This window comes from Bacillus sp. FSL K6-0042 (assembly GCF_038006685.1).
In the GTDB taxonomy this organism is placed as follows: Bacteria; Bacillota; Bacilli; order Bacillales; family Bacillaceae_G; genus Bacillus_A; species Bacillus_A pseudomycoides.
Genome location: NZ_JBBOVS010000001.1, coordinates 123,362 through 144,855 on the forward strand (window position 1 = coordinate 123,362; position 21,494 = coordinate 144,855).

Below are 21,494 nucleotides of genomic sequence, written 5' to 3' on the forward strand. Positions count from 1 at the left end.
AAAGATTATATTAGAATTTTGGAATGGCAGGTGCTCCTATGAAACAGAAAGTAGCTATTATTTCAGATATTCATGGAAATAGTTTTGCGTTAGAAGCGGTATTAAAAGATATCTCACGTCGTAATGTTGATTTGATTTTTAATTTAGGGGATAGTGTGTATGGTCCCATAGATCCTGTAGGAACAATCAAGATTTTAATGAAGCACAAGATGAATCATATTAGAGGTAACTGCGATCGAATGCTATGGGAGTCGATACAAGATTCATCAGTTACTCTAAATGAAGTGAAAAAGCTATTAACAACTAAGCATTTAAATTGGCTAAAGGAACATCCTTCTCAATATATTATGGAAGACATTCTTTTCTGTCATGGAACACCAGATTCGGATGAAATATATTTGCTAGAAAAAATGACAGAAGATGGCGGGATATTGAAGACTACAGATGAAATTATGAAACATCTTCAAAACATAGAGCAAAAAATAATTGTATGTGGACATACTCATATTCCTAGAGTTGTATATTTACCAGATGGGAAAGTGGTTATCAATCCAGGGAGTGTAGGACTTCCTGCTTACAAAGATGACTTACCGATTCTTCATAAAATGGAATCAGGATCACCACACGCTAATTATGTAGTTATGGAAAAGGAATCAGAATGGTGGATTATCGAACAAATTTCATTACCATACGATTGGGAGAAAGCAGCAGAGAGTGCAGGTTGTAATGGGCGAAATGATTGGGCGGTGGCGTTACGAACTGGAAGGATGGGATAACAATCTTGAGATTAAAACAAACCGAAGATCCGAAGTAGTTTTAGTGATTTCTAGTGAGAAGTAATGCGAATATAAAGTATATGGATGTTGTAGCATAGATTGTTTATTTTTTAAATTTGAAAAGCACCATCTTAGTGGTAAGGGAAAGTTTCTTATCACTAAGATGGTGCTTTTTTATGTTTACATATTGGGTAGAAAAAGAATTGTTTTCCTTGATTTGTAAAAAGAAAATTTATATGATTGGATAAAACATATGAATATATGAACAATTATTCATATGTTTTTCGGAATGAAAAGGAGGATAAGAAAATGTTAGATGTAATTATAATAGGAGCTGGTCAAGCAGGATTAGCTATGGGATATTACTTGCAGCAAGGAAACTATAACTTTGTTTTATTAGATGAAGAAAAGAGAATTGGTGATTCGTGGAGAAAGCGATACGATTCTTTACAATTGTTTACACCAAGAGCTTATTGTGCACTGCCGGGTATGAGGTTAGATGGAAACCAAAATGAATTTCCTACTAAAGATGAAATCTCCAATTATTTAGAAGAGTATGTACAGCGTTTTTCTTTACCAGTGAGGCTACATACAAATGTTTTTAAAGTAAGAAAAAAGGAGGATGAATTTGAGGTGTATACTCCTAAAGAAGTACTACGATCTAAACGCGTTATTATCGCATCAGGTGCTTTTCAGCAACCTTTTATTCCTCCAATCGCTCAAAATCTTTCCAATGATATTTTTCAAATCCATTCTTCACAATATCAATCACCAATACAAATTCCAGAGGGATCAGTCCTTGTAGTAGGAGGAGGGAATTCCGGTACACAAATTGCAGTAGAACTAGCGAAATCTCGTGATGTTACGATTGCTGTAAGTTATCATCTTTCCTTTTTACCACTAAAAATAATGGGGAGAAGTATTTTTGCTTGGCTTGAAAAAATAGGATTATTATACGCTGGAACCAATACAAAGGGAGGTAAATGGTTTCAGAAGCAGAAAGATCCTATATTTGGTTATGAATGTAGAGAGCTTATTCGTAATGGAGCAATAGCATTGAAGCCGAAGGTCGTAAATGCATTGCAGAATAAAGTAGTGTTTTCAGATGATAGCACATGCCATGTTCAGAATGTAGTATGGTCTACAGGGTTCATACCAAATTATCAGTGGATTGAAGTAGAAGGTGCAATGAATCAAGCAGGATCACCAGTTCATACAAGAGGTGTTAGCGGGGTGCAAGGGTTATACTATATTGGTTTACCTTGGCAACATCAAAGAGGATCAGCACTTCTTTGTGGTGTGGGCCGGGATGCAGAATTTTTGTTTTCAATTATTCAAAAAGAAGATTCAATGTTTAATAAAAGAATAAAAAAATAGATCGGTAGCAATTCCTACCGATCAACTATATGTACATGAATTAGGAGAGGTCAAACTTTTATTAAATTCATTATAATGTATTCTGATAATTAAGAAAACTAAAAAGTGATCTTTGTATGTTGAGAAAGTTTTTTGTGCTGCAATATATGAAGAATTAAGAATATTGCATGTGAAATATGTAGTGTAGGTTTCATTTGTAAGGATAATAATACCAATTTTCGTGTTATTTAGAGATAAATTTTGGTAAAGTTATAATATGGATATTAATTTATATAAAATTGTTTTTATTTCTATAGTATATCTATCAATAGAGAGAGGGATATAGTATGAAATTTGATGATCAACGTCTACTCGGAATTAGATTAGGTTCTTTACTTGTAACGGAAGAGAATCAATATTTAGTCATAAAGAAAAAAGAACATTATTCCTTATTAGACATTGAAACGTTAGAGTGTACATCTCTTGAAGTATCATTGGATCCTCTTGAAGAAATGCTTCAAGAGGATCTTCAAGAAAGTATAAAGGAAATCATCGCCCCTGAGCATCTTAAGATTGTAGCTAAAAATATTATATAAAGAAAAAAGAAGAATGATAATTTAATGAAAAATGTAATGTTAGGTGGGGATACAGGTGGAAATACGTATTCATGAAAAAGATAATTCTAAAGTTGCCATTATAGAAAGTTCTGAAATTATAATAGGGGATGTACAAGGAGCATTAGACTTGATGGCATCCGTCAATTTTTCTATGATTGTCAAAAAATATTGATTAACAAAGTAAATATTACAGAGGAATTTTTTAACTTAAGAACTGGCCTAGCGGGTGAAATTTTACAAAAGTATATGAACTACGGCGTAAAATTAGCTATTGTCGGAGATCTCAATGTATATAATAGTAAAAGTCTTGCGGATTTTATATATGAATGTATTGAACTACCCCCACTTAACATTCTAACAAACTGCTTGAAGTGGGGGATTCCTACGAACACCAAAGTATCCATCGGCTTTATGAGTAGGCAATCCCCGTAGTCCCTACGGTTAGAAGCCTTAAGGCCTCTTTTCTCGAATTTTGTCCTGCGTTGACATCTCTATCATGATGCATACCACAAGAAAGACACTTCCATTCACGCAATTTCAGATCTTTCACGTCTTTGTTTTGTTTGTTGAAGAATCGTGAATACGAGTCAGCGAGGTTGTGAAGAGAAGATTGAAGAGCCGTGCTGTCCACTTCTTTGAGCCATACAAATTCTTTTTTGAGGGCAGGTAATTGCGAAGAACAAGTGCCATAGGTTAATCCTTTTCCTGTTTCTTTATATCTATCATTCCATTTTGCTAAAAAGTAATTGAATACAAAACGAGAACAACCCATTGTTTTCGCGATACGTATTTTTTGTTCTACGCTAGGGTAGATCCGGAACTTATACGCTTTATGGACGAGCACCACTTTCCACCTCACTTCCTATTTTAGTTTTTCTACATGCTTTTTTCACGATATTTATGAGAACGATATCATAATCAATTCAAAAAAATACTTCTCTCGTATCATTTCTTCTTTTTTGTCGAAATTCCTCTGTCACCCTTTAAAAATGTATACATATTGAAAGACTTTTATGATGGAACAATTCCTTATATGTAAAAATGCTTCTTACTGCATCATCTCCCTTCTATAGGAACGAACGGATCCCGATACCTCATACTGACTCTTCCGCAAGGAGAAATGTTAAGCTTTTGCCTAACCGCCATTCATCTCCCACCTACTCATTGGACCATGTCCTACCCATTCCTTGAGGTGGGAGTTTTCTGTCGGGAAATGCTAAAAGGAAGGCAGTATTCTTTTTAGCAGATGAAGAATCGGCTTTAAGTGCTCTACACTTTGTGTAGTATTGGATCTTTCTATGCTTGTCAGAACGAAAAAAGCTAGCTTTTTTGTAGCTTTTTTATTATAGCCCTTTTACTAAAGCTTCCTATAGTTTTAATAAGTTAACAATATCTCCAATAATCCCTTCGTTTTGATGAACACCTAAATCCGAGTTTGTCATAATGACAGCGCCAGTACCTCTATAAGGATATGCAAGCATCAAACATTGAAACCCAACGCCCCAACCAAGTGAAGAAATTTCTATTTCTTGGTTTGGAGTGTCAAGAAATATACCCAACCCGGTCCACTTTGAACAACCTTGTGGAGAAATCATATCTTTGACGATTTTGGAGGAGAGACCGAGTTTGCTTTTGCTTTGTAAAGACTGGATGACTTCTATGATTAAGGCTGCTAAATCTGTCGGAGTTGACCAAACTCCTGCAGCAGCTAAATATGGATAGGATGGATACTTTCCATCTACCACATGTCCGTTTTTATCGTGACCACAAGCGAAAGGATTATTTGTCGTATCTTGCTTAGGGTGCAGGAGTGTACTGTTATTCATATGTAAAGGATCAAATATGAATTTTTGTAATAAAAGATTAAAAGGTTCCCCAGTAACGTCTTCTATGAGTTGTTCTATTATACAAAATCCTGCATCTGAATAGTGAAAGGTACTTTCCGGTTCATATTGAACTTCAATTGGGACTGGGCAATAAAATGTTTGACCTTGAAGAATTTGAAGAATGGTAGGTTTTCCTTTTGTAGAATGATATATATCAAAGCTTTCAGGTGGATCAATAATTCCTGATTGATGACTTAATAGATTTCGTAAGGTAACTTTTTTACTACTAGTAAACTTATTCTCAGGAACTTTCCAAGATACAAGTTTATTATTCACATCTTCATCTAAGTTCAGTATCCCTTGATTTGCTAATTTCAATACGAGCATCGCTGTGAGGAATTTACTTATAGAACAAGCGTTGAAAATAGAATTCACGTTAACCTTCCTAGCTGTACCAAACTCAAGTGAGGCAAAACCTTCAGCATATTCTAATTTCCCATTACGAATAATAGCTAGGCTTAGTCCAGCTACCGGATATTGATTCATTTTTTCATATATATCTAGCGTTTTGAGTTCCATGTGATTATTCTCCTTTTTCAATGTTACATTCACTATATAATAAATGAAATGTTAAATAAAGGGAAATATGGCGGTGCAGGCTTGTGGAAGAAAAAACCAAAAAAGAAACCACAAATTAGATATGTCTAATTTGTGGTTTCTTTTTATTTCAACTTGTTATGTACTTTACTTAATATTGTTTATTTCTAAATTTTAAATAATTTTGTCACAACAATAGTGTATGTTGCATAGTATAAATTAAATACTGTATGACATATAGTAATAAAAATGAGGTGGGTGAATGAGTAATTTATTGAATTCGCTAACGACAGAGCTTAGGAGAGGAACATTAACATTAGCCGTTTTAAGTCAATTACGAACACCACAGTATGGATATTCACTTGTTCAGTTATTGGAGGAATCGGGTATTACCATTGATCAAAGTACTTTATATCCATTGCTTCGTCGATTAGAGAAACAGGAGTTGGTGACGAGTAGTTGGGATACATCTGAAAGTAGACCTCGTAAATATTATGTTTTAAGTGAACATGGGCTAGATATCTTTTTACAGTTAAAAAGGGAATGGATGGAGAATTCAAAGAAGCTCTATAGCTTATTAAAAGGGGAAGAAGACGATGAATCTAATTGAGATTTATATCCAAGAAGTTACTCGTAGGCTGCCTGAAAAAAATCGTGAGGATATTGCACTTGAGCTACGGTCAACCATAGAGGATATGCTACCTGATGATTACAGTGAAGAAGATGTAAAGGCGGTTCTTGAAAAATTAGGGAGTCCAGTCACATTGGCTAGTGGTTATCGAGATCGGCCAATGTACTTAATTGGTCCACGTTATTTTGATGTATATATGACGTTATTAAAAATGATTTTACCGATTGCCGCTGTCATTTCGTTAATTTCGATGATTGCCGAAAATTTTATTGGATATAGTGGAGAACAAGCGGTTATAAATATTGTTTTGAGTCTTATGGGCAAAGGAATAGGGAGCATCATTGAAGTAGGGATCCATGTATTCTTTTGGCTAACACTTGTGTTTGCTGTTTTAGAAAGAACAGATAATGGAAGAGATGAGCAGCCATTAACAGCACGCCTTAAAAAATGGACTCCTGCTGATTTGGAAAATATCTCTTATATCCCTAAGAAAAAAGTGATTCCGAAGTTTGAAGTATTTGGAGGTTTAATGTGGACTGCGATTTGGGCAACTCTTTATTTTTATTCGAGTCATCTTGTAGGTGTATATGAAAGTGGTAGAAACGGACTTGAATTTGTGACGCCAACTTTCAGTCAAGATGTTTTGCTTCGGTATTGGCCAATCGTTGTTATTATGATCGGTTTAGAAATAGCGTTGTCCCTTTATAAATTAATAAAGGGACAATGGACGCAAAGAATGGCAATATGCAATACTGTCCTTCAGCTAATTGGAACTATTGTATTTATTGTGATATTATTAAATCCCAATTTACTAAACAAAGATTTCATTACGTATATGGCGGATGTATTTACTATTACCACTAATCAATTTAAAACGTGGATAGTTGGCGGTGGAATTTTCATCTTTATAATATCTGCAGCAATCAGTGCATTTGATGGTTTCCGCAAAGCTAAAATTCGTTAATCCGTATTTTCTTTTCAATTAATAGTTGTTTTTCTTGAATAAGCAAAAATAGTTTATTCATTTCACTAAGTCTATTAAAATACCAAAAATCCCTGCTTTTTAATTGAAATCAGGGATTTTTTCTATGTTTAATGATTATAAGTTATGTCTGGAATCACGAAGATGATAGTCGTACTTGGGTTGCTCCTTCTTTAAAGCAATTCATTGAATGGTGGAGTGACGGAACAATTAGTATTCAAAAATTTGGAAGGAACATAACATAGAGGCCGATGCGATAAGACATCAGCCTCTATGTTATGTACTATATATTCCATCTTAAAATGAGCCCCGCATGTACAAGACCTCCACCAAATCCATACAAAAGTAAAGTGTCGCCATTATTGATTTTTCCATCTTTTAACCCAATATCGAGTGCTAACGGAATAGAAGCAGCAGAAGTGTTTCCGCAATATTGTAGGCTCATGAGTGTACGATCAAGAGAAATCCCTGTTCGCTCACAAATGGATTCAATCATTCTTAAATTGACGCTATGTGGAATGAACCAATCAATCTCTGCTATATCTAAATGATTTTTTTGTAGTAATTCTTGTACACCTTGTGGAACTGTATTTACAGCCCATTTGTAAACGGCTCTTCCGTTTTGAACGAGGTAGGGTGTGTCTTGTAATGGGGTTCCATTCATTGTTTTTGATAAGGCAGTTTGGTATAAGTTGATTCCGCCAGAACCTTTAGATCCCATATGAGTTCCTAAAAAACTAGGGCTGTGTTCATCATATTCTAAAAGAGCTGCACCAGCACCATCTCCGAAAAGTATGCAAGTAGTACGGTCGCTATAATCTGTGATTTTTGAAAGGGTTTCAGCGCCAATCACAAGTATCTTTTTGTTTGTCCCAGAAGTAATAAGGCCGTTGGCAACAATTAATCCATAAACAAACCCAGCACAAGCTGCACTTAAATCAATTGCTCCTGTATGAGGTATTTCAAAATAAGCCTGAACTTGACTTGCGGTATTAGGGAACATGTAATCTGGTGTAGCAGTTGCAACAATAATTAAATCAACGTCATCAACGGAAACGTGGAATCGATCAATTAAATTTTGGACAGCTCGGATACATAAAGTTGTGGAAAATTCATCAGAGGGAGTAATTCTTCGCTCATGCATACCGGTTCGTTGAACAATCCATTCATCTGTTGTTTCAACTAGGTTTGATAAATCTTCATTCGATAGTACTTTCTCAGGTACATAAGTTCCGACAGCTGTAATTCGTGCTTTTGAATTCATATAAATACCTCCTATTTATAACTAAGTTATAATACCTAGTTCTAATTATAAATAAAATTTCTTATTAGTTCAATTATTTGTAAAATTAAGTTATTAATTATATGATCTGAATATAGAACTGAAATAGAAGGGAGCGTTTGTGATGTTGATAAATAGAGTTACTTTATACAGTAATGCATTAGAAGAAATGAGAGATTTCTATTTACATAAATTAGGTTTTCATTTATTAGAGAATAGTGGTGAAACAAGTTTTAGCATTCAAGTAGGAGAGAGTGAGTTAGAATTTTGTAAAAATAATTCGAATACCAATCGGGTTTTTACGGGCAGTTTATCTCCCACCTAACTTCTTTGCTTTCACCGAATTTTGAGGTGGGAGTATTACTGCTCGTTAATGCGGGATAAATAGACAAGGAGAATGTAACATATCCATTAAGAAATAAAGCAGTCCAGATAAGTGCCCTCATCCGTTTAAGGATGAGGGCAGCAGTATTGCGGTATTTTGGGGAGAATCTTGTATCGAAATATGTATAAAGTCCATCCTGACATAATGACCGGAATAATAATTGTTTTATTTTCGATTTGCTTTTTGAAAATGAGCCAGCCTACTATATCGAATAGTATGTTCAATACAATGCAAAAAACTATAAGTTATAGTGGGGATTTTGATATATTGAAACTCAAACCTTCATTATGTATTAAATTCATAATATGGTAAAATTTAGAGGGGTGATATAGAGATGGAACAGAATATACAAATTCCAAAAACAAAATTTGAAACATGTATAGAAGTACTATCCTTTGTTTTGTTATGCGGTATATTTATATATGTATTTTTTATGTGGTCGGAATTACCAGAAAGGATTCCTTCCCATTTTGACGGAATGGGGAGACCAGATGGATGGAGTGGAAAAGAAAGTATTTTAATCTTGCCAATTGTAGGCTTGCTTTTATTTTTTCTATTATACATGTTAGGGAAAGCTTCCCAACTATTTAATTATTCTATGAATGTGTCAGAAGAAAAGGCACCAAAATTATATGCAGAAGGAAGAAGATTGATGATTGCTTTAAATATTGAAATTAGCTTCTTTTTCTTTATTGCTACATGGAAGGAAGTACAAACTGCGATAGGGAAAGCGGATGGATTAGGTAGTTGGTTTTTGACAAGTTTTATAGTGATTTTATTTGTTACTTTGATAGTTTATATCATTCGATTTCGTCGTGTATAAAATAAGTTATAAGGAGGAGTGCTATGGGGTTTTGGGTGGTACTACCAATAGTTGCTTTTGGTGTCATTTACATTGGAGAAAAGATAAAGCAAATAGAAAAACGAACAGATGCTAGACTAAAGCGTATGGAAACTAGATTAGAATTAATAACAAAACAAATGGGAATTAGAGAGGTAGAGCCCGAAATTAATAATGAACTGCGGCAGCTTGTGAAAGCTGGAAAAACAATTACAGCAGTTAAGAAAGCGCGCGAAGCATTTGGGTATTCATTGCTGGAAGCGAAAGAATATGTGGATTCTTTATAACAATATAAATAGATCCATCTCTTAATATGGATTATACTGAATGGAAAGCAGAAAAAAGATAAGCAAATTTGCTTATCTTTTTTCTTTTTCGCTCTGTTAAATTTTAATGTTGCTAATCAGATTCTAACGCTCCAGTTAATTGAAGAAGGTAGAAAGAATTCACAGTATTACACCTGAAAAGTTGCCTTTTAATACTACCTTTTCATTCTGATTTTTACATAAAAAGGATGTAATAATAGCTGTTCTATTATTTTCTTGCCTTTCGTATTTTTCAATTTTAGCTTCACAAATTATTGTATCCCCTGTAAATACAGGTCTTAAAAACTCAAAATTCATAGTACGAGCCAGTACGTTATTATCTCCACCTATTTTCGTTGGTAGAGTTGCCGTTAGTAACCCTTGGGTTACAAGTCTTCCCTGTTCATCTGGGGTTATATGGTGAATCCCTTCATCACCTGAAACCTCTGTAAATAATTCAACATCTTTTACTGTAAAAGTTCGTTCAAACATAATTATATCTCCGACTTTTAAAGACATATAAATCTCCTCCCTAAAGTTTAAATACTGTTATGGTTTGTTATAGTTTGAATATTGTAACAATTAAGAGCGGTGTTCAACTATTCCGACCGTTAGCTCAATAAGGACTACACATTGAATTTTGATAAGCGTAAACCGTCATACGTTTTTCTCATTTCATTGATTAGACGACCACCAACAGAGGATGTAGGTTCAACAGAGTGTTTCTCTCATTGAAAAGCTTGCTCTTTTTTCGTTTGAGATAGTTTGTCCATATGCTTTAATAAGCTATTAAACGCTTTGTTAACCATTTCCCCTTAACAGAGCCTTCTTTTTAGAAGGATTAGTGAACCATTCTCGTATTCACGTAAGCTGCTAATATAACATGTCCAACGATAATAATAGGAACAATAATTTGTGTGTTGGGCGTAGTGAAGACGCTACCAATTGCCGCAATGACACCAGCTGCTAAGTTATAAAGCCCAACTATGTTTGCTAGTTTTTGCTTATCTTGTACACGTCTTTCATTAAATCCAGATAAGAGCCAAGTATACTGTTTTACTCCTACAAAGTAAGATAATGCGAAAGAAATTATAGCGATGATACATAATGATGGAGAAGCGAAGAGGGCCATGATTACACCTCCGAAATCATTCTTATGTGCATTCTACAAATCGTCTAGCACTGTTAGAGAGTTTCCGATCTTTCAACCATATTATTGATGATTCAGATTGAAATGGAAAATCTATTAAATCTACTATTCTGATAAATTCTTGCGGGATATAAGATACAGCACTTTTAGGTAGAATAGATGCTCCGATCCCAGCCATGATGAGCATAAGTACAAATGAAGAGTCGGGACATTCACATGCTATATTTAATTTTATACCATGGCGGTTGCATTCATCAATGACGAGCTGATGGTAACTGTCTTCTTTATCTTTATGTAAAAGTAAGAGGGGGATATGATCTAGTTCAGTTATGGAGATTGGAAGATTTGAATGATGAAGCCCCCATTTTGCAGGCATGACTAATACGAATGGCTCCTTTGATACACAAATACTAGAAAAAGCCTTCGTATTAAAAGGGGTACGTAAGACAGCGAGTTCAATATTCCGATTTTCTAATTGCTCTATTAAGTATAAAGGACCACCTTCCCATATTTTTAAGTTTACATTTGGATAGTTCTCTTGAAAATAACGGATTTTTTCAGATAAAAAAGGACCAAAATTTGTATGGATCGTAGCTGCAACTACCTGGTCAATTTTTGAAATTGCGACCGCTTTTGCAGGAGAAATAGGGATGGCTGTTTTTGGTGGCTCTGCTTTAGCAGGATTTGCTCTTTTCCGCGTTTTGTTCGGATTAACAGAAGGGCCGTCTTTCGCCGTTTCGAATAAGACAGCCGCAAACTGGGCAGCGCCAAAAGAACGAGCTTTTCTAACATCCCTTGGCTTTGTAGGTGTTCCGTTAGGTGCAGTATTAACTGCACCTGTAGCGGTTATGCTACTGTCTTTTACAAGTTGGAAAATGATGTTTTTTATCCTTGGTGCAATTGGTATTATATGGGCAGTTATTTGGTATTTTACTTTTACAAGTATGCCTGAAGATCATCCGCGAGTGACGAAAGAAGAACTAGCTGAGATTCGTAGCTCTGAAGGTGTGCTTCAATCAGTAAAAGTAGAGAAAGGGATCCAAAAAGAGCCGTGGTATTCTTTTTTTAAAGTTCCGACATTCGTCATGGTTACGTTAGCGTATTTTTGCTTTCAATATATCAATTTCTTAATATTAACTTGGACACCGAAATATCTGCAAGATGTATTCCATTTTCAATTATCTTCTCTTTGGTATCTTGGCATGATTCCTTGGCTTGGAGCCTGTATTACATTACCGTTAGGGGCGAAGCTATCTGATCGTATTTTACGTAAAACAGGAAACCTTCGTTTAGCTCGAACAGGATTGCCGATTATTGCTTTATTCCTTACAGCGGTTTGCTGATGCAACGATTGAGAGGCGTACAATGTATTTGATGACTGAACTAGGGGAACTAACAGAAGCGGTATTAAAACAAAATGATGATGATAATATAAAAAGAGAAATAGGATTAGAGATGTTTGATGTGATTTGGAATGTATGTGACCTAGCGAATAAATTAGAAATCGATTTAGAGAAAGCATTTCAGGAGAAGATGGAAATCAATCGAGATAGAAAATGGTAAAGACCCATAAAAACAGAGAGGAAATAAGTATATGTCAAAACAAATATTACGACATCCGACTGTTAAGAAGCTGGATGAAATAAAGTTGGTGGGATTTCGAGTTCTCTGTTCTGGTGAACAATATATTAATGAAATACCGAAAGCATCCATGCGTTTATGTAAACGTATGAGTGAAATCAAGCATGTAATCAATCCTTCGTTACAATATGGAGCATTTGTTGTAGAAAATACCTTAGACGAAGAAGAAGGATATTGGATTTGCGTTGAAGTGAAAGAATACGAGGAGATTCCAACCGATATGGTATTTTTATCAGTTCCCTCTCAAAGATATGCTATTTTAAGACATCAAGGATCTAATGACAAGATTATGGATGCCTATACTCGCTTACATAAATGGATTGAAGAGAATGAATACAAAAGGCTGAAAGATAAATGGCATTTAGAAATATTTTATAATTGGAATGATACTGAGAATATAGATGTAGAGTTGTTAGATACGATTGAATGATATAAATTTATTATGTTTTAAAAGCATAAGTCCTGCATAAAAACAAAAAATCTCAGAGCATAAAGCTCTGAGATTTTTTGTTAATTATCAAACTATTTTAATCGTGAATTGCGCTGTTAAGGGTTTTGTTTGAAAAAATGAAATTTCGAAATATTAGTTATTTAATTTGTGTTAAATACTGTGAAATGATAGTGGTACCGAAAGTACTAAATGAGTACTTTAAGTTCAGGGGGGCGACTATGAAACAAAGAATCTTAACAGAAACAATTCATCAAATTCAAACGAAGGGGTTTACATTTACAATTAGTGACTTAGCAACACAATTAGCGTAAGCGTCAAATATTCCCCACCTACAATTTGTAAATAACCCATGAGATAATCTCCTTACATACTACATGTGGAGGTTTTTTTATGAAAAAGGAATTTGGATGTTTTTTCCGAATTTGTTTATCTATGAAAACAACACTTTCACATTCAAATCAACCCACAATTGAATCACTTCAAGCTCAAGTAGAGGAACTCACGGCAAAAGTAAGATGGTATGAAAAACAATTTCGTCTCAGTCAACAAAAACGGTTTGGTACGTCTAGCGAAAAAACACCTAATAATCAACTTGCTTTAGAACTGTTTAATAAGGCTGAGAAAGAAAGTGATTCTGAAACCCCTGAACCAGCTGTTGAAACAATCACCTATCGTCGCAAAAAGAAACACGGTCATAGGGATGAGTCTGTCCAAAACATTCCGGTTGAAACCGCAAAAGAGAACAATTTAAGTCCTTATCATTATCTTCGTTATTTGTTTGAAACGCTCCCCAATATCGATTTAAACAATAAAGAGGAAATTGATAAAGTCTTGCGGTGGTCAATGGATTTACCATCTAGTTGCAACGTACCGAAAAAAAGTGAAGCAAACAAAAAGTAACTCTAAAATCAACCTTTATTGTATATTTTGGAGTTACTTGACGTTTACTTATAAATAATAATGGCAAACAGTGTCTTTCTTATTACTTAAAAATCTTTCTTAAAATTTTAATTTTGTTCCTATACGGTGGAAATACCAACCCTAAGTCTATCCTTGAGCTTTTCTTTAAAATGCTTTTACGATGTGTAAAAGTATCAAAACTATGTTTGCCATGATAGGCACCAAACCCTGCATTTCCTACTCCACCAAAAGGCAAGTGGAGATTAGCCATATGTGACATTGTATCATTGACGCATCCTCCTCCAAAAGAAATTCGTCCTAATACCTGTTTTTCAACATTTTTATTTTCAGTAAACACATACAAAGCTAATGGTTTAGGGTTGTTGTTAACCATATGAATGACCTCATCTAAATCATTGTACTCCATAATTGGTAAAATCGGTCCGAAAATTTCTTCTTTCATAGCTGCATCATCCCATGATTTTACTTCAAGAAGTGTTGGTTCAATATATAAATGACTTCTAGATGAATTTCCACCAAATACTATATAAATTTGGTCTTGTTCTAATATAGAAATAAGTCTATCGAATTGTCTCTCATTGACAATTCGACCATAATCATTGCTTTTTGATACATCTGATCCATAAAAGTTTGTGATTATCTCTTTCATTTTCGAAATCAGTTCTACCTTGACAGATTTGTGTGCAATAACGTAATCAGGTGCTATACAGGATTGCCCAGCATTTATGAATTTTCCCCAGATAATACGTTTGGCTGCTATATCGAGGTTAGCTGTTTCATCGACAATAGCTGGTCCTTTTCCACCAAGTTCTAATGTTACTGGTACAAGGTTTTTCGCCGCAGCTTCCATGACAATTTTTCCAACTGGAACGCTACCAGTAAAAAAGATATGGTCAAATGGTGCATGAATCAATAAAGAAGTTGTTTCTCTATCTCCTTCAATTACACGAATATATTGCTTATCAAACGTTTCACTTATTATTTTGTTAATTACAGCTGAAACATTTGGTGCATTTTCTGAAGGTTTGAGGACTACACAATTTCCTGCCGCAATTGCCCCAATAAGAGGTTCAATTAATGATTGGAATGGATAATTAAAAGGTCCAATAATTAGCACTGTACCATATGGCTCTTTTATTATGTAGCTTTTGGAAGGCGCAAAATGAATAGGTGTTTTTACTTTTTGAGGTTTCATCCACTGTTTTAGGTATTTCATTATAAAGTTGATACTGTTATATGCGAAACCAATTTCTGCAGCATATGCTTCAAACTCGCTTTTGTGTAAATCTTGATATAATGCGCTCAGCACTTGATTTTCATATTGCTTAATAGAATTTTTTAATTTTTCTAACTGTTCAAGACGAAATTGAAGACTTCTTGTATAATCATGATGGAAAAATTGTCTATGCTCTTGAATAAGTTGTTGAATATTATCAACCATTAGGAAATCCCTCCAATAGCAAGAAAATATTTAAATACTATGTACATCAATTGTAAAAACGATTTGATCCCAATCCATTTATTGTACGTATTAGTCAGACAAATCATTCTTTCTATTAATCTTACAAAATTGTAAGATATCTGTCATCTTCTTCAATAGCATTTAAAAATACCCAGCTTATATACTAAAGGTAAATTTACTAAAAGAGGAGTGTGATAATATGCATGAAGTGATTGAAGAAGTGGTAGCTGGCCTATGTGAATTCGTAGTTGAAGTTGCAGGTGAAGTCGTTACTAGCATCTTTACAGATTGGAATACAGAGGAAGAAAAAGAAGAAAAAGATATATTGTAAATTAAGATATACGATTTTACATGTTCCAATTAGCTGTGAGTAAGAGGACAATCTATGAGCACTTCTCTTCAAAGGACGAGATAGTAGATGAAATTATTCGTAATATAATAGAAAGTATTCAAGAAAAGGAAAAAAATATCGCTGAAGATGATACGTTACAAACAGTTGGAAAAATAAGATGCATCTTAATTTGTATTCCACAACAATTTAAATTCATGGATGCACGTTTATCATTTTAACCGAGAAGACCCACTCCTCTAAACGAGGTGAAGGTGGGGGTAGTTCAATGAAAAGAACCCTAAAAAGGGTTCTTTTCATTTTTTGTTTTTCTATTTTGTTGATTTTTTGACTTGATGATCTTTTCCCCATTCACACATTTCATTCATAATTTGAATTAAAGATTTTCCATATTCACTTATTGTATACTCAACTCTTGGTGGAACTTCTTTATATACAGTACGATGGATAACCCCATCAGCTTCAAGTTGTCGCAATTGTTGCGTCAGAACTTTTTGTGTAATATCTGGGATTGCACGTTTCAGTTCGTGTGTCCGCTTCTTTCCGCTCATGAGAATGCATAAAATACTACTCTTCCATTTTCCTCCGATGACTTCAAGGGTGGTAGCGATAGGAAAGTTATGATTCTGATTCATCTATATATTACACCTCCATAGGTACTTTGAGGTTCCTATAGCACCTGAAAGTACGTACTTTTCAATTATATGTAACTAATACATACTAATACTAAAGGATTTCATTTATTTATAAGGGGGAAGAGAATTTATGAAAACACTTGTAATTGTAGCACATCCAGATATTGAAAAATCAAGAATTAATAAAAGATGGAAAGAAGAATTGGAGAAATATTCTAATGAGATAACAGTACATGAATTGTATAAAGCAGCTCCTAATTGGGAATTCGATGTTGATTATGAACAGAGGCTATTATTAGAACACGATCGTTACATATTTCAATTTCCGTTCTATTGGTATAGTTCACCACCATTACTAAAGAAGTGGTTTGATGATGTGCTGACGTACGGTTTTGCATATGGTTCTACAGGGGATAAAGTACGTAATAAAGAATTTGGTTTGGCGATTTCTATAGGGGGATTAGAAACACAGTATCAAGATGGACTTACAATGAACGAATTAACAAAACCATTCCAGGCGACTTGTCTATATACGGGGATGAAATTCATACCAACATTTACGTTGTATGGAGCAGAGTATCAACTAAAGGATGAAGATATCGAGAGAAGTGCAACTGAGTATGGTAAATATATTATGAATAAAAGTAATCTCTATATATAATTTAAAAATATCCCGATCCTTTTATAGGTATCGGGGTATTTTTTATCCCGCATTAACGGACAGTAACACTCCCACCTCAAAATTCAGCGAAAGCAAAAGAGTTAGGTGGGAGATGAACTGTCCGTAAAAGCCCGATTGGCTCAACTAATAATCAGTGGGGGATGGAGAAAACCCCCACTGATTAAAGTTTCATTTTATGTAATGTATTGGTTTGGAATAAAGTTTGATCAAAATGGGTTCTTTTTGTCTGGATGAACATTTCACTTTATCAAAAAGGTTGCTTAAAACTTATGTAGAAGCCTCGTTTTTATGTATGTAAGATATGTTATATTTTTGATCGCTAGTCAATATGAAAGGTCCCTGAAAGAAGAGGGACCTTTTTCATAATTACTTCATATGAGTTATGACTTGTTCGGTTGAAAGTTGTTATGTAAGGAGTGTGTCATTGGCTTTTGAAACTTTCTTACCATCTTTATAGTCAAGGCAAGAAACTTCAATTAATAAACCATTAAATACTGTAAAATAAAACCCGTAACTACTACCTCTCATCGTATAAGGTTCCTTATCTATTTCGATGCCTCCAGCTACTAAACGATTATATGCTTGATCAACTTCACTTGAAGTTTCCACCAAAAAACCAATATGAAAAGCTTCAGGATATCTAACAGCCTTGTTTCCCTTGAATGCTTTTGGATCACTTAACACAAGAATAAATCCATTCTCATCACTCATTACTACAAGAGCCTTTCCTTTTTGTTCTAAAAATTGAAAATCAAAAAACGTCTCAAAGAAATGTCTAGCTTCTGATAAATCATCAACACATAGATTCAAATGATTTAACTTCATTCACTCATCTCCTTTTAAACAGGGATTCCCTATATTAGTAACATTTGAAAGGGAATAGACAAGTATTTAAATGTTACGGTTATGGCTTTCTGTTTAGTTATAGTTAAGTCAACTAGACTATATATATGCTACATAACATCATAATTATTCTATTCTTACCTTTTGATCTTTACTAGAAATATTAAATTGTTATCTCTCTACAAATTCATACTGATAAAATAAATCGCGATAAAAGTTGAAAAGTTTTAGCGGTTAGAATGTGGATTTGTAAACGGAATGATTGGTAATGACGATGATCTACACATAGTACAGGGACAAGAAATTGTTAGTAAAGAGACGGGGATAGAATAAATTCAAAATGAGGATGGATCTATCACAGAAAAGCATGTAGAAAGAACAGCACGAACAATAAGGATCAAAACCTTATCACCAAATGGATATATCAAAAAATTGGTGTGAGTTAGGAGTTATAATAAAGACGTGAGGTTAGCAATTATGACTAGCCGGTTATTATTAGATAGAAAAGAAGAACTTTTAACATTTTGGGATAAATATGGTAATATTGAAATGGTTATAAAACTAAATCTTTAATTTTTCGAATATATTGAATACGATGTGGAAAGTGGTATAGATGCTGTCATTTGGTTTTCGTATGCGAAATTAGAGGAAGAAGAACAATTAGAAAATTGTTATTTAATTAGTGGAAATACAACAGACTATCTTGGTAAAAAGATAGCGATTCATGAGAAGTTAGCAGAGAAATCAAATCGTTTTACACTAATTTAAAGATATGTATGCTGTACTTACCGCTTCGTTCATGGAACCGTATAAAGAAACCCATGAATTGCTTAATTCTCTAAAAGAGAAAGATTGGAATTGTGACGAGATTTTGGGCTTCTTAAATCAAGATACTTCTAAAAGTTTTATAAAAAAATATTTATAGTAGCGTTAGTAACGCCAACAATATTTATGAACATGTGATCATCTTGTAAAAGGTTTAAGACTATCAAATAATAGTTGGTGACTAAAAGGTGTTTTCTATTGACGAAAGCACCTTTTATTAATATATTATGTCATTTTTTCTGGGGAACAGAGGGAGAAAGCGGCAAATAAAATAATAAAAGGGATGGGAAAGTATGAAAGCAAAGAATTTAGTATGTTTTGCACTTCCACTTATGCTATTAGGAGGTTGTGGAACAGACTCATCAGAGAAAGATTCTAAGAAAGCAGCGACTACAGTACAAAATGAAGATAAACCTTCAACAAGTAAAAAGGAAGATAAGTCTTCTACTGAGAAGAAAGAAGATAAACTAACAGCGGCAAAAGGGGATCAACTAACAGTAAAAGAGTATCCTTCTAAAATTATGGCTTTAGCTGCTGAATTAATTAAAACGGGTGTTGATATACAAACAATGGCTACTTCAAACAAAACTGAAGCTGAGAAGATAAAGGAGTTTGAAGGATTAGTTGAGAGGCTAAAAGCGACGACAAAAAGTATCAAAGAAGTAAACCCACCTAATGAATTTAAAGAAGACCATCAAACTGTAATTAAAGCGATGGATACATATAGTAAGGCCTATACTCTTCAACTAGAGTCTGTAAAAGAAATGGATGAAGAGAAGATGAAAACTTCATTAAATATGATAGCAGAAGGCGGTAAGTACTGGAAAGAAGCTACAGCAAACATAGCTAAGAAGAGAGATGAACTAACAAAAGGAGGAGACGGTACTGTATCTAACAAAGAAACAAAGGACCTAGATAAGAAAGAAGGAATTGACTACGATGCAGTTCAAAGTAATGTAGTAGACGGTACGGAACTAATCGGTAACTGGGGAGTACAGACTACTGACGGATTCAAGTTATCATTTATTTTAAAAGGTGGAAGTCCTAAAACTTTTGAAGTTTACAATGCAGGTGATTATCCAAATAAAATCAATCATATAGAAGGTACATGGGATTATGATAAAAATTCTTTAACATTAAACCTTCATATTACGAAGCAAATGTCAAATGGGGTAGAAGCAGAAGTTGTTCACAAAGACATTGCTTATAAAGTCCAAAACTTTGATAGAAAGAACTTACAATTGTTTAATGATAAATCATCCAATACAACTAGATATGTAAAACAAAGCTAAAAATAAGTGAGGACTAGGTTTATGACCTAGTCCTTTATTCATGCCTACGCCATAGGTTAATGTCGGGTATTTTGTAATAGCCGCAGAAACATCAGAAGAAGCTAACAGAGGAAAGAAAGATTATTTTCAACATGTTAAATCAAATAAAAAAGCTTAAAGAGGAAAATGCAACTATGAATACTTTTCAAAAAACAAATGATTTCACAGATATCGCAAAAGGACGTAAAACAATTCTTAAATATATGTGGGGTTCTTGTACTATAGACTCGATGTCTGCAGCCACTCTTTAATCAAACTTTCTTTTAAAGCAATAACAGGATCACAAAAAACGCATCTACATAGATGCGTTTTTTGTGTGGTGAACCTCTTATAAGTTCATATAAAGCAATTAGGACAACTTTTGAATAAAGATGCGATACGTTATCTTTTTAATCAAAAATTTCTAAATGAGTTTTGATTAAACTTTTTTATAAAAATTTCATATTTAGCTAAAAAGAGTGACTCCACTTTGATCAAACTTTATTCCAAATATACAACTCTAGTCACTTTTGAATTAACAATTATGCGTAACTTCTAGCTCGTTTTTCACGAGTCTTTTTTTATGTACGCCAATGTTCTGAAAAATCGTGAATGTATTTCAAAGATACATTATAAATAAAATTTATCAAGTTTTAATCTTTAGTAAATTAATAATTAATGTAGTAAAATAAAAATCTAAAAAATGAAAAGGGGCGTTTTTCTTGAGCACAATGCAACAACTTTCACAAAAAAGAGCAAAACAATCAGCTGATGTACAGGCACTTGTTGGAGGGGGAAAAAGGAATTTATATGGTCCAAGGATACGGAAGTACAGAAGGATGGGTTGTTAGTTCTTGGCGACCAGACATGGGGAAAGAGAAAATGTCTTCTGTAGGAAAGCCAATTAAAAATGTAGAAGTGAAAATTCTTCATCCTGACACAGGTGAAGAATTACCTGAAAAGGAAGCTGGAGAAATTCTTGTAAGAAGTCCATATATGTTTAAAGGGTATTGGAATAATGAAAAGGCCACAAAAAAAGTCTTAAAGGATAGTTGGTTTTATATGGGAGATGCCGGCATGATAGACGAAGATGGCTTCTTATATATAATGGGAAGATATAAAGATGTCATTGTACACCGCGGCGATAATGTATATCCGGATCAAGTAGAAGAAGTAATCCATGAAATAAATGGTGTATTGGAAGTTGCTGTAGTTGGAATTCTAGATGACTTTTGGGGAGAGATTCCAAGAGCTTATATCGTTAAAGATACTCACACACTTTTAACAGAAGAAGAGGTTATTCAGTACTGTAAACAAAAATTAGCAAGCTACAAAATACCGCAAGTAGTGTTTGTTGAGAGTTTACCGAAAAATGCGTTAGGTAAAGTATTGAAGAGAGAGTTGAAAAGTGGTGTTTTAATAAAATAAAAATAAAAAGTCCAGTTATGTTTTGTGCATAACTGGACTTTTGTTTATTTCGATATCGTATTGATTTACTAAATTTTATGATTCGATTAAAATGATAAAGAAAATTCGAATAATAAATAATATTTCTTCGGAAATAGAATTTATAGCATTGAATATGGAGGGAGAGATAAACATTGAGAAAGTCATTGTTACAAGTAGA

At 33.9% G+C, this 21,494-nt stretch carries 23 protein-coding genes and 8 pseudogenes; 20 read left to right on the forward strand and 11 right to left on the reverse strand.

Annotation, left to right across the window (positions count from 1 at the left end):
- Positions 1 to 38 precede the first annotated feature (38 nt).
- The 4 genes and pseudogenes from MHH45_RS00600 to MHH45_RS00615 all read left to right on the forward strand — a co-directional run.
- Complete coding sequence (locus MHH45_RS00600; RefSeq protein WP_016115530.1) at positions 39 to 776, forward strand: metallophosphoesterase family protein; 738 nt, start codon at positions 39 to 41, stop codon at positions 774 to 776.
- A gap of 309 nt (positions 777 to 1,085) precedes the next feature.
- Complete coding sequence (locus MHH45_RS00605) at positions 1,086 to 2,153, forward strand: flavin-containing monooxygenase (protein ID WP_016115529.1); 1,068 nt, start codon at positions 1,086 to 1,088, stop codon at positions 2,151 to 2,153.
- Positions 2,154 to 2,479: 326 nt separating this feature from the next.
- Positions 2,480 to 2,728 carry a hypothetical protein gene (locus MHH45_RS00610; RefSeq protein ID WP_016115528.1) on the forward strand — a complete coding sequence of 83 codons (249 nt, stop codon included), beginning with the start codon at positions 2,480 to 2,482 and terminating at the stop codon, positions 2,726 to 2,728.
- Positions 2,729 to 2,783: 55 nt separating this feature from the next.
- A pseudogene (locus tag MHH45_RS00615) lies at positions 2,784 to 3,079 on the forward strand (DUF4180 domain-containing protein); the annotation flags it as partial.
- Positions 3,080 to 3,158: 79 nt separating this feature from the next.
- On the opposite strand, the gene MHH45_RS27935 reads toward MHH45_RS00615, so the two are convergent.
- The 3 genes and pseudogenes from MHH45_RS27935 to MHH45_RS00625 all read right to left on the reverse strand — a co-directional run bounded on the left by MHH45_RS27935 (position 3,159) and on the right by MHH45_RS00625 (position 5,154).
- On the reverse strand, positions 3,159 to 3,299 hold the full coding sequence (locus MHH45_RS27935) for a zinc ribbon domain-containing protein (RefSeq protein ID WP_422851253.1): 141 nt from the start codon (positions 3,297 to 3,299) through the stop codon (positions 3,159 to 3,161).
- Between the two features lie 3 nt (positions 3,300 to 3,302).
- Positions 3,303 to 3,593: pseudogene (locus MHH45_RS00620) on the reverse strand (helix-turn-helix domain-containing protein); the annotation flags it as partial.
- Positions 3,594 to 4,116: 523 nt separating this feature from the next.
- On the reverse strand, positions 4,117 to 5,154 hold the full coding sequence (locus MHH45_RS00625; RefSeq protein WP_016115524.1) for a serine hydrolase domain-containing protein: 1,038 nt from the start codon (positions 5,152 to 5,154) through the stop codon (positions 4,117 to 4,119).
- 280 nt (positions 5,155 to 5,434) lie between these two features.
- Here MHH45_RS00625 and MHH45_RS00630 point away from each other — a divergent pair, with 280 nt between their 5' ends.
- Positions 5,435 to 5,782: a PadR family transcriptional regulator gene (locus MHH45_RS00630; RefSeq protein ID WP_016115523.1), complete on the forward strand. Its 348-nt coding sequence runs from the start codon at positions 5,435 to 5,437 to the stop codon at positions 5,780 to 5,782.
- Entirely contained in the window at positions 5,769 to 6,767 is a 999-nt protein-coding gene (locus tag MHH45_RS00635) for an HAAS signaling domain-containing protein (protein WP_016115522.1), read from the forward strand. The genes MHH45_RS00630 and MHH45_RS00635 overlap by 14 nt, the downstream gene beginning before the upstream one ends.
- Before the next feature lie 301 nt (positions 6,768 to 7,068).
- Here the strand turns inward: MHH45_RS00635 and MHH45_RS00640 are convergent, their stop codons facing one another.
- Entirely contained in the window at positions 7,069 to 8,049 is a 981-nt protein-coding gene (locus MHH45_RS00640) for a ketoacyl-ACP synthase III (RefSeq protein WP_016115521.1), read from the reverse strand.
- A gap of 142 nt (positions 8,050 to 8,191) precedes the next feature.
- On the opposite strand from MHH45_RS00640, the gene MHH45_RS00645 reads away from it, so the two are divergent.
- The 3 genes from MHH45_RS00645 (at position 8,192) to MHH45_RS00655 (ending at position 9,580) form a co-directional block, all read left to right on the forward strand.
- Positions 8,192 to 8,392: a VOC family protein gene (locus tag MHH45_RS00645; protein WP_016115520.1), complete on the forward strand. Its 201-nt coding sequence runs from the start codon at positions 8,192 to 8,194 to the stop codon at positions 8,390 to 8,392.
- A gap of 394 nt (positions 8,393 to 8,786) precedes the next feature.
- Positions 8,787 to 9,275: a DUF1648 domain-containing protein gene (locus tag MHH45_RS00650; protein ID WP_016115519.1), complete on the forward strand. Its 489-nt coding sequence runs from the start codon at positions 8,787 to 8,789 to the stop codon at positions 9,273 to 9,275.
- Between the two features lie 23 nt (positions 9,276 to 9,298).
- On the forward strand, positions 9,299 to 9,580 hold the full coding sequence (locus MHH45_RS00655) for a hypothetical protein (RefSeq protein ID WP_016115518.1): 282 nt from the start codon (positions 9,299 to 9,301) through the stop codon (positions 9,578 to 9,580).
- Between the two features lie 159 nt (positions 9,581 to 9,739).
- Here the strand turns inward: MHH45_RS00655 and MHH45_RS00660 are convergent, their stop codons facing one another.
- The 4 genes and pseudogenes from MHH45_RS00660 to MHH45_RS00675 all read right to left on the reverse strand — a co-directional run.
- Complete coding sequence (locus MHH45_RS00660; RefSeq protein ID WP_016115517.1) at positions 9,740 to 10,117, reverse strand: hotdog domain-containing protein; 378 nt, start codon at positions 10,115 to 10,117, stop codon at positions 9,740 to 9,742.
- 143 nt (positions 10,118 to 10,260) lie between these two features.
- Positions 10,261 to 10,407: pseudogene (locus MHH45_RS00665) on the reverse strand (IS1595 family transposase); the annotation flags it as partial.
- Positions 10,408 to 10,439: 32 nt separating this feature from the next.
- Positions 10,440 to 10,730 (reverse strand): DUF3784 domain-containing protein, encoded by a 291-nt coding sequence (locus MHH45_RS00670; RefSeq protein WP_016115516.1) that lies wholly within the window; start codon positions 10,728 to 10,730, stop codon positions 10,440 to 10,442.
- Positions 10,731 to 10,752: 22 nt separating this feature from the next.
- Positions 10,753 to 11,319 (reverse strand): annotated as a pseudogene (locus MHH45_RS00675) (LysR family transcriptional regulator substrate-binding protein); the annotation flags it as partial.
- On the opposite strand from MHH45_RS00675, the pseudogene MHH45_RS00680 reads away from it, so the two are divergent.
- From MHH45_RS00680 to MHH45_RS00700, 5 genes and pseudogenes are all read left to right on the forward strand, one after another.
- Positions 11,300 to 12,088: pseudogene (locus MHH45_RS00680) on the forward strand (MFS transporter); the annotation flags it as partial. The pseudogenes MHH45_RS00675 and MHH45_RS00680 sit on opposite strands and share 20 nt — an antisense overlap.
- Positions 12,063 to 12,311: a MazG nucleotide pyrophosphohydrolase domain-containing protein gene (locus MHH45_RS00685; protein ID WP_033671330.1), complete on the forward strand. Its 249-nt coding sequence runs from the start codon at positions 12,063 to 12,065 to the stop codon at positions 12,309 to 12,311. The pseudogene MHH45_RS00680 and the gene MHH45_RS00685, both read left to right, overlap by 26 nt.
- Positions 12,312 to 12,342: 31 nt before the next feature.
- Positions 12,343 to 12,819 (forward strand): GyrI-like domain-containing protein, encoded by a 477-nt coding sequence (locus tag MHH45_RS00690; protein WP_016115512.1) that lies wholly within the window; start codon positions 12,343 to 12,345, stop codon positions 12,817 to 12,819.
- Positions 12,820 to 13,004: 185 nt separating this feature from the next.
- Positions 13,005 to 13,148, forward strand: a pseudogene (locus MHH45_RS00695) (TetR/AcrR family transcriptional regulator); the annotation flags it as partial.
- A 124-nt stretch (positions 13,149 to 13,272) separates the two neighbouring features.
- Entirely contained in the window at positions 13,273 to 13,740 is a 468-nt protein-coding gene (locus MHH45_RS00700; protein ID WP_422851252.1) for an IS66 family transposase, read from the forward strand.
- 82 nt (positions 13,741 to 13,822) lie between these two features.
- Here MHH45_RS00700 and MHH45_RS00705 read toward each other — a convergent pair whose 3' ends face one another.
- Positions 13,823 to 15,202 (reverse strand): aldehyde dehydrogenase, encoded by a 1,380-nt coding sequence (locus MHH45_RS00705; RefSeq protein ID WP_016115509.1) that lies wholly within the window; start codon positions 15,200 to 15,202, stop codon positions 13,823 to 13,825.
- Positions 15,203 to 15,422: 220 nt separating this feature from the next.
- On the opposite strand from MHH45_RS00705, the gene MHH45_RS00710 reads away from it, so the two are divergent.
- Entirely contained in the window at positions 15,423 to 15,554 is a 132-nt protein-coding gene (locus tag MHH45_RS00710; protein WP_016115508.1) for a hypothetical protein, read from the forward strand.
- Positions 15,555 to 15,580: 26 nt separating this feature from the next.
- Positions 15,581 to 15,784: pseudogene (locus tag MHH45_RS00715) on the forward strand (TetR/AcrR family transcriptional regulator); the annotation flags it as partial.
- A gap of 99 nt (positions 15,785 to 15,883) precedes the next feature.
- On the opposite strand, the gene MHH45_RS00720 reads toward MHH45_RS00715, so the two are convergent.
- Positions 15,884 to 16,207 (reverse strand): winged helix-turn-helix transcriptional regulator, encoded by a 324-nt coding sequence (locus tag MHH45_RS00720; RefSeq protein WP_016115506.1) that lies wholly within the window; start codon positions 16,205 to 16,207, stop codon positions 15,884 to 15,886.
- Positions 16,208 to 16,337: 130 nt separating this feature from the next.
- Between MHH45_RS00720 and MHH45_RS00725 the strand changes: the two genes are divergently transcribed.
- Positions 16,338 to 16,868 (forward strand): NAD(P)H-dependent oxidoreductase, encoded by a 531-nt coding sequence (locus MHH45_RS00725; protein WP_088094241.1) that lies wholly within the window; start codon positions 16,338 to 16,340, stop codon positions 16,866 to 16,868.
- Between the two features lie 426 nt (positions 16,869 to 17,294).
- Here MHH45_RS00725 and MHH45_RS00730 read toward each other — a convergent pair whose 3' ends face one another.
- Positions 17,295 to 17,714: a VOC family protein gene (locus MHH45_RS00730; RefSeq protein ID WP_016115504.1), complete on the reverse strand. Its 420-nt coding sequence runs from the start codon at positions 17,712 to 17,714 to the stop codon at positions 17,295 to 17,297.
- 615 nt (positions 17,715 to 18,329) lie between these two features.
- On the opposite strand from MHH45_RS00730, the gene MHH45_RS00735 reads away from it, so the two are divergent.
- From MHH45_RS00735 to MHH45_RS00745, 3 genes and pseudogenes are all read left to right on the forward strand, one after another.
- On the forward strand, positions 18,330 to 18,500 hold the full coding sequence (locus MHH45_RS00735; protein ID WP_154214521.1) for a hypothetical protein: 171 nt from the start codon (positions 18,330 to 18,332) through the stop codon (positions 18,498 to 18,500).
- Between the two features lie 350 nt (positions 18,501 to 18,850).
- Positions 18,851 to 19,849, forward strand: coding sequence for a DUF3994 domain-containing protein (locus tag MHH45_RS00740; RefSeq protein WP_016115502.1), 999 nt, complete (start codon positions 18,851 to 18,853; stop codon positions 19,847 to 19,849).
- Between the two features lie 813 nt (positions 19,850 to 20,662).
- Positions 20,663 to 21,295, forward strand: a pseudogene (locus MHH45_RS00745) (class I adenylate-forming enzyme family protein); the annotation flags it as partial.
- Between the last annotated feature and the right edge of the window lie 199 nt (positions 21,296 to 21,494).